Origin of the sequence: Streptomyces sp. NPDC059785, from assembly GCF_042732375.1 — a bacterium.
Classification (GTDB): domain Bacteria; phylum Actinomycetota; class Actinomycetes; order Streptomycetales; family Streptomycetaceae; genus Streptomyces.
Map to the genome: position 1 here is coordinate 102500 of NZ_JBHWHV010000014.1, position 12140 is coordinate 114639.

At 70.3% G+C, this 12140-nt stretch carries 15 protein-coding genes; 7 read left to right on the forward strand and 8 right to left on the reverse strand.

The features are described from left to right. Positions 1–96: 96 nt before the first annotated feature. The gene (locus tag ACFV6E_RS13700) at positions 97–456 is read right to left on the reverse strand and encodes a hypothetical protein (RefSeq protein ID WP_385170219.1); all 360 of its coding nucleotides are present in this window, start codon (positions 454–456) and stop codon (positions 97–99) included. 119 nt (positions 457–575) lie between these two features. Between ACFV6E_RS13700 and ACFV6E_RS13705 the strand changes: the two genes are divergently transcribed. Continuing rightward, positions 576–1082 (forward strand): hypothetical protein, encoded by a 507-nt coding sequence (locus ACFV6E_RS13705; RefSeq protein WP_385461450.1) that lies wholly within the window; start codon positions 576–578, stop codon positions 1080–1082. Positions 1083–1100: 18 nt separating this feature from the next. On the opposite strand, the gene ACFV6E_RS13710 is transcribed toward ACFV6E_RS13705, so the two are convergent. Continuing rightward, entirely contained in the window at positions 1101–1310 is a 210-nt protein-coding gene (locus ACFV6E_RS13710; protein ID WP_385170215.1) for a 4-oxalocrotonate tautomerase family protein, read from the reverse strand. A 147-nt stretch (positions 1311–1457) separates the two neighbouring features. Here ACFV6E_RS13710 and ACFV6E_RS13715 point away from each other — a divergent pair, with 147 nt between their 5' ends. Continuing rightward, positions 1458–2318 (forward strand): helix-turn-helix transcriptional regulator, encoded by an 861-nt coding sequence (locus ACFV6E_RS13715; RefSeq protein ID WP_385461453.1) that lies wholly within the window; start codon positions 1458–1460, stop codon positions 2316–2318. A gap of 273 nt (positions 2319–2591) precedes the next feature. On the opposite strand, the gene ACFV6E_RS13720 is transcribed toward ACFV6E_RS13715, so the two are convergent. From ACFV6E_RS13720 to ACFV6E_RS13735, 4 genes are all read right to left on the reverse strand, one after another. After that, entirely contained in the window at positions 2592–3242 is a 651-nt protein-coding gene (locus ACFV6E_RS13720) for a glyoxalase (RefSeq protein ID WP_385170241.1), read from the reverse strand. Then, positions 3242–3820, reverse strand: a complete 579-nt coding sequence (locus tag ACFV6E_RS13725) for a helix-turn-helix transcriptional regulator (protein WP_385170209.1) — start codon at positions 3818–3820, stop codon at positions 3242–3244. The genes ACFV6E_RS13720 and ACFV6E_RS13725 overlap by 1 nt, the downstream gene beginning before the upstream one ends. A gap of 21 nt (positions 3821–3841) precedes the next feature. After that, entirely contained in the window at positions 3842–4252 is a 411-nt protein-coding gene (locus tag ACFV6E_RS13730) for a VOC family protein (protein WP_385170206.1), read from the reverse strand. Positions 4253–4350: 98 nt separating this feature from the next. Continuing rightward, complete coding sequence (locus tag ACFV6E_RS13735; RefSeq protein WP_385461456.1) at positions 4351–5049, reverse strand: serine hydrolase; 699 nt, start codon at positions 5047–5049, stop codon at positions 4351–4353. Here ACFV6E_RS13735 and ACFV6E_RS13740 point away from each other — a divergent pair. After that, positions 4966–5346, forward strand: a complete 381-nt coding sequence (locus ACFV6E_RS13740) for a hypothetical protein (protein ID WP_385170243.1) — start codon at positions 4966–4968, stop codon at positions 5344–5346. The genes ACFV6E_RS13735 and ACFV6E_RS13740 overlap by 84 nt on opposite strands. A gap of 15 nt (positions 5347–5361) precedes the next feature. Here ACFV6E_RS13740 and ACFV6E_RS13745 read toward each other — a convergent pair whose 3' ends face one another. Beyond that, positions 5362–5511, reverse strand: coding sequence for a hypothetical protein (locus tag ACFV6E_RS13745; RefSeq protein ID WP_385170201.1), 150 nt, complete (start codon positions 5509–5511; stop codon positions 5362–5364). 213 nt (positions 5512–5724) lie between these two features. Here ACFV6E_RS13745 and ACFV6E_RS13750 point away from each other — a divergent pair, with 213 nt between their 5' ends. Further along, positions 5725–8088: a hypothetical protein gene (locus tag ACFV6E_RS13750; RefSeq protein ID WP_385461459.1), complete on the forward strand. Its 2364-nt coding sequence runs from the start codon at positions 5725–5727 to the stop codon at positions 8086–8088. A 48-nt stretch (positions 8089–8136) separates the two neighbouring features. Next, complete coding sequence (locus ACFV6E_RS13755) at positions 8137–8892, forward strand: IclR family transcriptional regulator (protein ID WP_385461462.1); 756 nt, start codon at positions 8137–8139, stop codon at positions 8890–8892. On the opposite strand, the gene ACFV6E_RS13760 is transcribed toward ACFV6E_RS13755, so the two are convergent. Then, positions 8886–9443, reverse strand: a complete 558-nt coding sequence (locus tag ACFV6E_RS13760; protein WP_385461465.1) for a hypothetical protein — start codon at positions 9441–9443, stop codon at positions 8886–8888. The genes ACFV6E_RS13755 and ACFV6E_RS13760 overlap by 7 nt on opposite strands. Before the next feature lie 125 nt (positions 9444–9568). Here ACFV6E_RS13760 and ACFV6E_RS13765 point away from each other — a divergent pair, with 125 nt between their 5' ends. Continuing rightward, entirely contained in the window at positions 9569–9880 is a 312-nt protein-coding gene (locus ACFV6E_RS13765) for a cytochrome P450 (protein WP_385461468.1), read from the forward strand. Between the two features lie 179 nt (positions 9881–10059). Beyond that, positions 10060–12096 carry a TerD family protein gene (locus tag ACFV6E_RS13770; protein ID WP_385461591.1) on the forward strand — a complete coding sequence of 679 codons (2037 nt, stop codon included), beginning with the start codon at positions 10060–10062 and terminating at the stop codon, positions 12094–12096. The last annotated feature ends 44 nt before the right edge of the window (positions 12097–12140 follow it).

Consider the following 12140-nt stretch of genomic DNA (forward strand, 5'->3'; position numbering starts at 1 on the left):
CTTCGATACGGAGTCGATCGTATGCCTCGACCGCTGCGGTGGCAGGAGGGCCATGTGCCGTCAGTTCGGCCGCGTGGGCATGGACTGCGTCTGCGGTCACGCATCGCGGGGGCAGGGGCCCATGCCCGTGGGCGAGGCGGCAGTTGGGGCGCTGCCCAGCAGGACGTCCCCTGGTTGCAGACGGACTTCATGCGCGCCCGTCCCCACGAGGACGACACGGGCCGCGTGCGGCGGTGCCACCTCGCTGACCACGACCCGTGGGTACCGGCGAATCTCCTCGACGGTCAAATGGATCGAACAGATACCGACTCCGCGTCGATCCACGCGGAGGAAACGGGCGCCGAGCCGCGTGCTCGCCAGACAACGCACCACGACGCCGAGCCGGTCGGGCTCGCGGGTGTCCACCTCCACGACCTGGAGTTGGGGTCGCGGGGGCTGATGACGAAGAGCCGTCATGCCGTCATGGTCTCAGCGACGGCCCGACTGTCGTCCGCACCGTCCTCGTTTCACCACCGCCTGCACCCTGAGAACTTCCTGAAACCGCGCTGAATGCGGGGTCGTACACGCTCTCCCGTATGACGACGACGGTCCCGCTGGAGGCAGCGGTTCGGGAGGGGAGCGCCATGGACGGTCTGCGACCGGTCTGCCGGCATGCGGCGTCCTTCGGACGGTACGCGGGGCTGGGCAGCGGGGTGACCCTGGCTGCCTCGGCGGTTCTGATTGCGCTCTCGCAGTGGATCCCGTGGGTGGCGGCGAACGCGCTGACCACCGTCGCTTCCACCCTGGTCGCCACCGAGCTGCACGCCCGCGTCTCGTTCGGCCACGGGCGACCCGGTCTGGCCGGCCACCTGAAGAGCGCGGCCACCATCGCTTTCGGGTGGATGGTCACGTCCGCCGCCGTCGGCTTGCTGGCCGCGCTCCGGCCCGGCGCCGGGATCGTCCTGGAGCAGGCGGTGTATCTGTCGGCCACCGCGCTCGTCGGGATCGGCCGCTACGCCGTGTTGCGTCTGGCCGTGTTCGCGAGCCCGGAGCGCGACTCACGGAATCGGACCGGCAACGGCTCCGTCACAGCCATGGCCTGACGGTACTGATGAGCGGAATCAGGCGTCGCCGTTCAGTATGGCGGCGGTCAGGACGTTGCCGGCGACGCCCCAGCCGCCGTCGGGGACTTCGTCGACGAGGACGACGGTGGTGGGGCGGGCCCGCTCACCGTAGATCTCGGCGTACAGGTCGGTGGTGCGCTCGACGAGCTTCTTCTTGTCCTCGGTGGTGAGGGTGCCGGCGGGGACCTTGAAATGGGCGAAAGGCACGGTGCTTCTCCTTGGACTGAGCATGGATTCGACGAGGTCGGGAGGGACCGGCCTCGTTCACCTCTCCAGGGTGGGCGGTGCCGGACGGTGGAGCCAGGGGATCTCATCCCCTGTGTCCGCGTCACGGGCAAGCGCAGAATGGAGCGCATGGGTTCCGCGAAACACACCGAACTGGGTTCCTTCCTGCGGTCACGGCGCGAGCGCATCCGTCCCGCCGAGGTGGGTCTCCCCACCGGGCCCCGCCGCCGCGTGCCCGGGCTCCGGCGTGACGAAGTCGCCCAGCTCGCCGGGGCGTCCGTGGACTACTACAACGAGCTCGAACGCGGAGCCGGTTCCCAGCCGTCGGAGCAGATGATCGCCGCGCTGGCCCGGGCACTGCGCCTGAGCGCCGACGAACGCGACCACCTCTACCATCTCGCCGGACGCCCGGTACCCGTACCGGGCGGGCCCGCCTCCCACGTCCACCCCGGCATGTTCGACCTGCTGCAACCTCTCACCTCGACACCCGCGCAGGTCATCACCGACCTCCACGTCACCCTGGTGCAGAATCCCCTCGCGATGGCCCTGCTCGGTGACCAGTCCGGCTACCGGGGCGAGCGGGCCAGCTTCGTCTACCGCTGGTTCACCGAACCCGCCGCCCGGCAGCTCTACCCCGAAGCCGACCACGAGGCCCAGTCCCGCGCCTTCGTCGCCGACCTCAGAGCAGCCGCCGCCCGACGGGACACGAAGGACACCGAAGCCGCCTCGATGGTCAGCGCGCTGCTCGGCCGCTCCGCCGAGTTCGCCGCGCTCTGGGCCGAGCACGACGTGGCGTTCCGGCGCGACGACCGGAAGCGCCTCAACCACCCCACGCTCGGCCTGGTCGAGGTCGACTGCCTCAACCTCTTCAGCGAGGACGGCCGTCAACGACTGCTCTGGTTCACCCCCGCGGTCGGCATGGACAGCGCCGGCCTGCTCGACCTGCTCACCGTCATCGGCACCCAGGAGATCGTCGACTCGACCCGCTGAGCTCCTTCAACGCGTAGGCCGTCGGCCAGGATCCGGTCCGCTTCCGGCACCTCGGCGATCTTCGCGAGCACGTCCTGCTCCGCGGCTGCCTCCTTCTCCGCACGGGACGCGCCGCGCCGCGCGACCGCCTTCGTACGGGGCGAAGAGAGGCCGGGGGAGGGCGGGACGGGGCGTCGGAAGGGGTGGGGGCGGGAGCGCGGAGTGGTGTTCACCGGAAGGCCGAAGCGCGCCCCCTCGCGCACCGGGACGCCGAGGTGTCAGGACGCCGAGGTGTCAGGACGACTCAGGCGCCTCCCAGACGAAACCGTCCGGGTCGGTGAACGACGACGTGGTGCTGCCCAGGGCGATCCCGTGCGAGCCGGTGCCGTCGTCGGTCACGCCGAGGTCCTTGGCCAGGCCGCGACGCTTGTAGAGCGCCAGCTTCACGGGGCTGGACTCGCCGGGCGTGAACTCGGCGTACTTGCCGCCGAAGCTCCTGGCCACGGTCAGGCCCCGGTCGACGTAGAACCGCTTGCCGGCCTTCACGTCCTCCACGCCGAGCAGGAGGACGACCTCGTCGATCTCGCGGGTGGCCGGGCCGGTGTCCTTCTTCTCCGAGGTCGCGACCTTCCAGATCGTCCCGTCCGGGGCCTGGACGACGCCGCCGTAACCCCACATCGACTTCGCGGCGGGCTTCAGCACCGTGGCACCTGCGTCCACGGCCGCGCCGACGAAGCTGTCGACGGTGGCGGGCCGGGACACCGTGAGCGCCAGGGTGAAACCGCGGAACCCGGTGGAGTGCTCCTCGCACGCCCGCAGACTTATGCGCGTGTCCACCCCGAAGGCGGTGTAGAAGCGGCGGGCGGCCTCCAGGTCGGCCGCCTCAAGGGTGACGGAAGCGAGGGACAGGGTGGATGCGGTGGAAGTGGTGGTTGCCATGGTCATCACGCTAGAGGCTGCTCCCTGGGCGGGACTTCTCGATTCCTGACCGGTCTTGTCACCTGCTTCGCCACGCAGGCCGGCATCCCCTCCAGCCTGACCGCGATGTCCGCGCCTCCGGTCGTGTCCGCGCCTCCGGTCGTGTCCGGGCCCCCGGTCGCGTCCGGGGTATCGGCCTCGGCCAGATGGGCCGTCTCCGCCGCCTTCGCGGCCACCGCCGCCTGACGACGGAACGCCCCGGGCGACATACCGACCAACTCGGTGAACCGGGTGGTGAAGGTGCCGAGCGATGCGCAGCCGACCTCGAAGCAGACCTCCGTGACGCTGAGATCGCCCCGCCGCAGCAGCGCCGCCGCGCGCTCGATACGACGCGTCATCAGATACGCGTACGGGGACTCGCCGTAGGCGGCCCGGAACTGCCGGCTGAGGTGCCCGGCGGACATGTTCACGTCGCGGGCGAGCGCCTCCACGTTCAGCGGCTCCGCGTACTGTCTGTCGATCCGGTCGCGCACGCGGCGCAGCCGCGCGAGGTCGGCCAGGCGCTGCGCCTGGACGCGTGCGCGCCGCCACTCGGACTGGCACATGGGATCCCTCCTTCGCTCGGCTCAGCGGATCTCCTGAATGCGGATCAGGTTGCCCGCGGGGTCGCGGAAGGCGCAGTCACGGATGCCGTACGGCTGCTCGGTCGGTTCCTGTACGACCTCGGTGTCACCGGCCTGTACCTGCTCGAACGTGGCGTCGAGGTCCGCGGTGGCCAGCAGGATCCAGCCGTAGGTGCCCTTGGCCATCATCTCGGTGATGGTGCGGCGCTCGTCCTCGGTGATTCCGGGGTCGGCGGCCGGCGGCGCCAGCAGGATCGATGTGCCGGGCTGACCGACCGGGCCGACCGTGATCCAGCGCATCCTGCCCTGCCCGACGTCGCTGCGGACCTCGAAGCCCAGGGCGTCGCGGTAGAAGGCGATCGACGCGTCCGGGTCGTCGTGCGGGAGGGTGCTCGTATGAATGGTGATGTCCATGAGTGGCAGAGTAGAGGCGGCTCCGTGAACAGCGCTTCTCGATTCCTGATCACCGACCGGCGAACGAGCGAACCAGCCAGCGGCTTCCGCTTCACACGTCACCGCTCAGTGGTGATCAGCTTTCGTGCGAGTGCCGCGGTCAACGGGACGGCGGAGCCCGCGCAGTTGGACAGGATCACCACACCCCAGTCGGTTTCCGGGTACACCTTGAGCGAGGTCGAGACGCCGAGGGAGTTGCCGCCGCCGTGATTGAACACCCACTGTCCGGCGACGAGCGCCCCCATGGGCCCGTAGCACTGGAAGTTCGCCTGCGCGGGGACGCCGTTGCCGTCTCCCGGGGTCGTGCCGGCCCGGGGCATCGGCACCTTTCCGCTCAGTGTCAGAGCCGTGTGGCCCGGGTCGAGAAGTCGCTGCTGCCAGAGGTGACGTCCGAAGCGGTCGAGGTCGGCGCAGGTGGTGAACGCGTCACCGGCCGCGTCACCGACGATGTACCTGAACCGCGCGGTCCCGTCGGTCCACTGGCCCTGCGGGTCGTGGAAGTAGGGGTGGGCCGTGTTCCGCCCCGTCTGCCACTCCGGCCTGGTGAGGAAGCGTGTCCCGGTCATCCCGGCCGCGGCCCACACGTGCTGCCGCACATAGTCGTAGTACGTCATCGCGGCTGCGACGAGGTGGCCTGGTCCGAGATCCCCGGCTGCCCGGCCGCGATACCGGCCGTGCTGCGTGGGCTGCTCGATCCGGCCGCTGCGCCTGAGGCCGAGCGGGTGCTCACCAACGTCCTGATGGACAACGTCTTCCAAATGAGCGCCGCGATGCCGGCAGCCCTGCCGTTCCTCTTCCGTCTCCTTGCCGAACGGCAGCTCCCCGTTCGGTCCGAGCTGCTCGACATCCTGCTCGTCGCCGCCGAGTTCTCCCTGCCGGTCGATCCGGGTGACGAACGTGCGGTGCTGCTCCTCGGCAGCGATGACGATCACCCGGAACGCGAGCAGTGCAGGGCCGTCTTCGCCGAGCACGCGAGCTTGCTGACGAAGCTGCCGGCCGGGTGGATCGACGCTGCGGACCGGGCGCGCCTTGAGCGGGCCGCAGGGATGCGGTGAAGTCGACTCGTCCTCTCATCCTCGATGGCCTTCGAGCCAGGCCTTCAGCCAGGCGACCACTGTGGCGCCGAGGGCTCCGGCCGCTCCCAGGGCTGTCTGCCGGCCCAGTCGCCGCCACAGCGGTGGCGTGTCCTGCTGTGGCTTCGGGGCACCGTGGTCGTTCATCGTGCTCGTTCCTCCTGCGGATGTGCGCGTCGTTGCGGGCCGGCCTGGCGCTCATGATGTCCGGCCGGACGTGACGTACGGGCCGCTCCGGTGTTGCCGATGCGTGGTGGCAGCGACGGCGGTGTTGCCGTCCGCAGATGTCAACACCATCCGGCTGATACCGGGTTGAAGGACCGTGATACTGGGGGGCGTTGACGAACCACAGGCGGTGGCATGAGTACCAGTGGCACGACGGGGACGGCGCGTCTGTCGCCCCTCAGTGACGGCCTCGCGGCGGAGAAGCGGGCCTTCGTGGAAGACCTTCGGATCATCTTCTGCCGTCTCGGGGTGAGCGTGCGGCGCTACGCCGCGCGCCGTCACATGGACGCGAGCACGCTGACCCGTTATCTGAAGGGCGACCGGGTCCCGCAGTGGGACTTCGTCGCCACATTGATCGCCGATCTGCGCGAGGACGGCGCGGCACTCACCTCCGAGGCCGAACAGCGCGTACGGGAGCTGCACCGTGAGGCGTTGCAGTCCAACAAGCCGGCCGGCAGGAGGCAGCAACTGGAGGACCAGCTCGCCGCCGCCGACGAGGAAGCCCGGCGCAAGAGGGCGCACCAGCAGGCGCTGGAGGAAGCGCTGCTGGACCGGGTGCAGCGGCTGGCACACACCGAGGCCCGCTGCCGCGACCTGGTCATCGAGCTGGAGCAGCAGAGCCTGGCGCACGAAGCCGAACTGGAGCTGTGGCAGGGCGAGTACGAACAACTCGGGCGCGCGAGCGACGAGCTCCAGCAGCAGATCACCTTCCTGAAGGAGGCGCTGGCCGTCACCCAGGCCGAACTGATCGCCGCCGAGGACCAGTGCCACATGCTGGAGTCCCAGTTGGAGACGGTGCAGGAACTGTGGCAGGAAGCGACGGTCGTACCCTCCCTGCTCGCGGCACTGGAGGTCACCGACCGCACCACCCCCGTCCCGCAACTCGTCGACCTGGTCAGCGACCTGGCGTCACGGACCCAGCGGGCCATGGCCAGCGAACTGGTCACGTCCGTCAGCAAGTCACGCTCGGTCCACGAGGTGGCGGCGCTCATGGCCGGACTGGACGGGGCGGGTCTCGGCGCGCATGCCCGGGCGGCCCTGCCCGTCCTGGTGCTGTCCCGCCCGGTCGACGAGCTCGGCGTCCTGGCGGCGGAGCTGAACCGTGCCCAGCTCGTCGACTGCGGCGCCCAGTTGCTGCAAGAGTCCGTACGCCTCCACGACCCGCAGGCCGCCGCCGCGCTCGCGGTCGCCCTGGACCGCGAGCAGCTCTTCGAGCACGTCACCGTCATGCTCGGGGCGTTCTTCGCCACCCGTGCCGTGCCGGACGTGCTGGAGACCGTCGGTCTTCTGGCCGCCACCTCGCTCGCCGCCGCTCTTCCGCAGGCCCTCGGCGCGGCAGCGGCCGAACGTCCGGTGGCGGACATCGTGGAGATCAGCCACGGGCTGGGAGACAGGGGCCTGAGCGATCTCGCCCAGCAGCTGCAAGCCGGAACCGTCGTGGCCCGCCCGGCCACCGACGTCACGGAACTGATCGAGAACCTCTCACGCCGCGGACTCCTGCAAGACGCCGACTTCGTCCTCGACAGCGCCCAGTCCCGCAGCACCGGCCACCTGGTGGCCCTGATCAACGCCCTGCGCATGGTGCGCAACCATGCCGCGTCCGCGGCCGTGCTCGAACGCGCGGCCCTGACACGTGCGCCCGGTGACATCGCCGCCCTCATCCATGACCTCCACGCGACCGGCAACCAGAAACTGGCGTGCGACGTCCTGATCATCTCGGCGGCCCGCCGCCCTCCCCACGACTTCCTGACCCTGCTGAGCGCCCTCGACGAGGGGCACAGGGAAGTCGAGTGGGTACTCAAGCACGCCGCCAGGACCAGCAGCGCGAGTGACGCCGCCCTGCTCTGCCGGGCCCTCACGGACATAGCGCTGGCCCGCCACGCCGAGACGGTGCTCACCTGCACGCTGAAGGAACGGCCCACCGGGCACGCCGGACAGTTCCTCACCATCCTCCACCGCGCGGGAGCAGCGGCCCTGACCGAGGAGGCGCTGCTGGCACGGGCCCGCCGGACGCCCCCGACCGCGCTGGCTCCCTGGGCGCTGGCCCTCGCATCGGCCCGTCTGAACCGGCAACTCGACGCCGTCCTCCGGGGCGGCGGAGTCGAACGGGACCCCGGCGACATCACCATCCTGCTCAGGCAGATCGAGAACGCCGACAGCAGCTCGATCCCGATGTCCGGCCAGATCTTCGACCGCCTGGTACACGCGTGCCTGACTCTGCTGCCGGTCGAAAGCCTCGCCCACCTGGTCCTCGTCCTGGAGATCGCCAGCCTGCGCACCTACGCCGCCGCCTTCGCACGGCAAGCGGCCGCCCGCCACTCGGGCGCCTTCGCATCGGCCCTGCGCAAGGAACGGACCAAGAACGAGCAGCGGGTGCTCTCCTCCCGGTTCTGGAGAAGGGATCCTGGCGACGCGCACGTGTCCAGGGACGGCATCCCGCCGGTGGCGACCGGCCGGGCCCGGCGACAGGGACAGCACCGGCGCGTCCCCGGTCAGTAGGCGGGGGCACAGGGTTGACGTGCCGGGAAACGCACCCATGATGGCCGGGTGAGGACACAGAACGGTGAGGCGGTTCTCGCGCGGATCTTCGAGGCGTTCACGCTCGAGGACGCGTCCCTGACCGTCTCGGAGATCGCCCGGCACACCGGACTGCACGTGGCGACCGCGTCGCGGCTGGTGGCGGAGCTGGTGTCGTACGGGCTGCTGACGCGGGACGCCGATCGCCGGGTGCGGATCGGGATGCGGCTGTGGGAGCCGGCCACCCGCGCCTCGCCCTCCTTGTCGCTGCGGGACACGGCCATGCCGTTCATGGAGGGTGTGCACGACGTCGTCGGACACCATGTGCAGCTCGGTGTGCTGAACGGGGACGACGTGCTCTTCGTGGAGCGGCTCAGCGCACCGGGCGCGGTCATCAACTACACACGTATCGCGGGCAGGCTTCCGCTGCACGCCTCCTCCAGCGGACTGGTCCTGCTGGCCCACGGCCCCGACGACCTGCGCCGACGCGTCCTGGACGGGCCCCTGCACCGCTACACCGCCGACACCCCCGCCACGCCGGCGCTGCTGCGGGCCGAGCTCGCCGAAGTCCGCAGGCAGGGCTATGCGTTCTGTCCGGGGTACGTGCATCCGGTCGCACTGGGCATCGCTGCGCCGGTGCGGGACGCACGCGGTGACGTGGTGGCGGCGCTCGCGGTGATCGTCCCGAACGAGGCCGGGGCCACGTCGGTCGTGCCCGTGGTGCGGACCGCCGGTCGCGGCGTCTCCCGGGCGCTCGGAGCCCACCGGAACATTGTCTCTCACTGATTGAGAATGCCCTCGCGGCCGTCCGCCGCGGCCGCGCATCCTGCCTGCGACCCACCCACTCCGAGAACGGGAGGCGACAACGTGGTCGGAGCCCAGGAGATCGCGGATGCCGAGCCGGGGTGCGGCGCGGAACCGCCGGCGCGGCGGGGCGTCGCGACACTCACGGTCATGGCCAGGGAACGGGTGGCCGAGGGCGTCGTGTCCCTCACGCTCGCGCACCCCGACGGCGCCCGGCTGCCGGACTGGACGCCGGGCTCGCACATCGACGTGGTCCTGCCGTACGGCACCATGGCCTTCAACGCTTTCAGCCCGCGAATGACCTCGTCGCGGCCGACGCCCACCGCACGGCCGAACTGTCGGCCTGGGTGGACGGCCAGTGTGCCGGGGAGGCGCTGAGCGAGGACGGCTTCGGCGCCCGTATCCGGGCCGCCGCCGACCGGGGCGAACTCACCCACGAGCAGGCGCCGCTGGTCGTCCGTTCCCTGCTCACCGCGGGCGTCGACACCACCGTGCACGGCCTGGCGGCCTGCCGCTACGCCTTCGCCACCCACCCGGACGAGCGGCGACGGCTCCGGGACCGGACCGAGCTGGCCCGCGTCGCCTTCGACGAGGCGGTCCGCTGGCAGTCACCGGTGCAGACCTTCTTCCGCACCGCCACCGCCACCGCCGACGTACCGTGGCCGGCACGGTCGTCCCCGAGGGCACGAAGATCCTCATGTTCCTGGGAGCGGCCAACCGCGACCCCGCCCGCTGGACCGACCCCGGCCGTTTCGACCTGCGCCGCGACCCCTCCGGCCACGTCGGCTTCGGCATGGGCATCCACCAGTGCGTCGGCCAGCACATCGCCCGCCTGGAGGCCGAAATCCTTCTGACCGCCCTCGCCCACCGCATCGACCACATCGAACTCACCGGCACACCGCACCGCCACCCCAAAAACACCCTGCGCACCTGGAGGACCCTTCCGGTACGCGTCCGTCCGGCTGCCTGAGCAGACGCCCCTTCGGAGGACGGCCGCGCTCCGGGCTGCACAGGACCTCCACATTTGCGGTTGTTGCGTATTACAGTTTTCCGCGTACGACTCGTCATCTTGCGTCGTGCAACGGCTGGATGGGGTGTGTGGGTCTTCGCATGCCCGAAGTTGTGCCTGTGGGGGGCTTTGTGAGGGAAATGACCAAAGGGTCGAATGTGACCCTGGCGGATATGAGCGAGAACGTCGGATCGGTGCTCGTCAGCCTGGGCTGGGCCAGTTCCGTCGGCGACGGTGACGCGGACGTGTCGGTCCTGCTGTTGGACGAGAACGGCAAGGTACGCAGCGACGGCGACTTCTATTTCTACAATCAGCCGGTGGCGGCGGATGGAAGCGTGCAGCTGCTGGGCAAGACGCCGACCGCGAACGGGAGCGAGGACCGCATCAGTTTCGACCTGACCGCGGTGCCGGTCGAGATCGACCGGATCGTCGTCGCCGCGAGCCGGTACGACGGAGCGCGCTTCGGCGAGCTGGACGATGTGCGGATCACGCTGGCCGACGGGGCCGGTGAGGATCTTCTGCGGTTCGCCGTCGATGACGCCGATGCCGTGGCAGCGGTCATCTTCGGCGAGCTGTACCGGCGGGGGGAGGCTTGGAAGTTCCGCGCGATCGGCCAGGGCTACGCAGCCGGCCTGGCCGGACTGGCGACGGACTTCGGCGTCGACATAGAGGACGATGCGTCCACCGAGGCGGACGAAACGTCGAGCGCCGCCGCTGATGACGACGAGCGGTCCGCGGCGCTCCCGGCGCCGGAACCACGCGAGGAAGCGACGCTCGAGGCCATTCCCGCGCCTCGCCCTTCCGAGGACGAGTCTGCCGCGGCAAGCAGGCCGGCCGCTCGCCCGCGCACCGCGAAGAAGAAGGTCACCCTGCCCAAGGCGGTCAAGAAGACGCTGGCGGAGAACGACTCGTGGAAGCAGGCCCGGCTCTTCCCGGTTTCGGCGCTCAAGAGCGACCGGGACCGTGAAACGCGCGCCACCTCCACTCTGTTGTCGGTCATGGCACAGGTGCCGGAGTTCGGCAGAGGACTCACCGCCGCGTTCGGGGCGCCGGCAGGCCGCATGGAAACCTTCGCCGAGGTCTCCCTGCCCCACGGGGACACCCCGCGGCGCCCCGACGGAGTGATACGCGTCGAGCGAGCCGGGAAGCTGTGGACCGCGCTGGTCGAGACAAAGACCAACGGCAACCCGCTCAAGGCCGAACAGGTCCAGGCATACATGGACATCGCCGCACGGCGCGGCTACGAGGCCGTGATCACACTGTCCAATGACGTCGCACTGGAGGGCAGCCCGCTCGTCGACGTCAAGATCGACCGGCGGCGCAAGCACAAGGTGGCCCTGTGGCACCTGTCCTGGGCCGAGGTCGCCCACCAGGCGCAGATGCTGATCAGACACGAGGGCGTCGGTAACGCGGCGCACGCCTGGCTCCTTCAGGAGCTGCTGCACTATCTGCAGCACGAGAACTCCGGCTGCCACGGCTTTCAGAATATGGGTCCCGCCTGGGTCCCGGTGCGCAACGGCATCGACAACGAAACCCTCTGCCAGGGTGACGGCCAGGCGCTGGAAGTGGTCGAGAGCTGGGAGCGACTCATCCGCCAGGTCTGCCTCCAACTGGGCGGCGAACTCGGGCAGAAAGTGCTGCCCGTCCAGCGCACCAGGCGCGGGACGGACCCCACGCAACGGCGCAGTCTGCTGGCCGACCAGCTCTGCCTGTACGGGAAGCTCCAAGCCGAGCTACGCATCGACGGCACCCCTGGTGTCCTCGCACTCAGTGCCGACCTGCGCACCGGCAAGCTGCGCACCGCCATCGACATCCCGGCGCCCGATCAGGGCTATCCCCTGAGCTGGGCCAAGCGACTCGTCCGACGCCTGGCCGAAGCACCGGCGGACCTCCACGTCGAAACGCTGGTCGACAGCGAGACGGGAGGCCCCCGCGCAACGCTGGAGCGGCTGCGCCCCGAGCCGGCGGACATGCTTCCGAAGGACAACGGCACCCACATCACCGGGTTCCGTCTGTCCCTGCGCAAGAGCATGGGAAGCGGTCGCGGCAACGCCGAGTCCGGCTTCATCCGCAGCGTCGACGACGCCGTACAACGCTTCTACACCACCGTCGTCGTCCACCTGGACAGCCCTGCGCCCCGCCGCGGACCGGGCAAGGATCCAGTGACCGCGGGATGACGGGCGGACACAGGCGGCGCCGCTGCCGCCTGTGTCCGGCTCGG

Excerpts from the sequence above, each read along its gene's own strand:
- ACFV6E_RS13730 (WP_385170206.1), bottom strand. The coding sequence starts at position 4,252 with ATGGACATCACCATTCATACGAGCACCCTCCCGCACGACGACCCGGAC.
- ACFV6E_RS13770 (WP_385461591.1), top strand. The coding sequence starts at position 10,060 with ATGACCAAAGGGTCGAATGTGACCCTGGCGGATATGAGCGAGAACGTC.
- ACFV6E_RS13700 (WP_385170219.1), bottom strand. The coding sequence starts at position 456 with ATGACGGCTCTTCGTCATCAGCCCCCGCGACCCCAACTCCAGGTCGTG.
- ACFV6E_RS13705 (WP_385461450.1), top strand. The coding sequence starts at position 576 with ATGACGACGACGGTCCCGCTGGAGGCAGCGGTTCGGGAGGGGAGCGCC.
- ACFV6E_RS13725 (WP_385170209.1), bottom strand. The coding sequence starts at position 3,820 with ATGTGCCAGTCCGAGTGGCGGCGCGCACGCGTCCAGGCGCAGCGCCTG.
- ACFV6E_RS13720 (WP_385170241.1), bottom strand. The coding sequence starts at position 3,242 with ATGACCATGGCAACCACCACTTCCACCGCATCCACCCTGTCCCTCGCT.
- ACFV6E_RS13750 (WP_385461459.1), top strand. The coding sequence starts at position 5,725 with ATGAGTACCAGTGGCACGACGGGGACGGCGCGTCTGTCGCCCCTCAGT.
- ACFV6E_RS13715 (WP_385461453.1), top strand. The coding sequence starts at position 1,458 with ATGGGTTCCGCGAAACACACCGAACTGGGTTCCTTCCTGCGGTCACGG.
- ACFV6E_RS13745 (WP_385170201.1), bottom strand. The coding sequence starts at position 5,511 with ATGAACGACCACGGTGCCCCGAAGCCACAGCAGGACACGCCACCGCTG.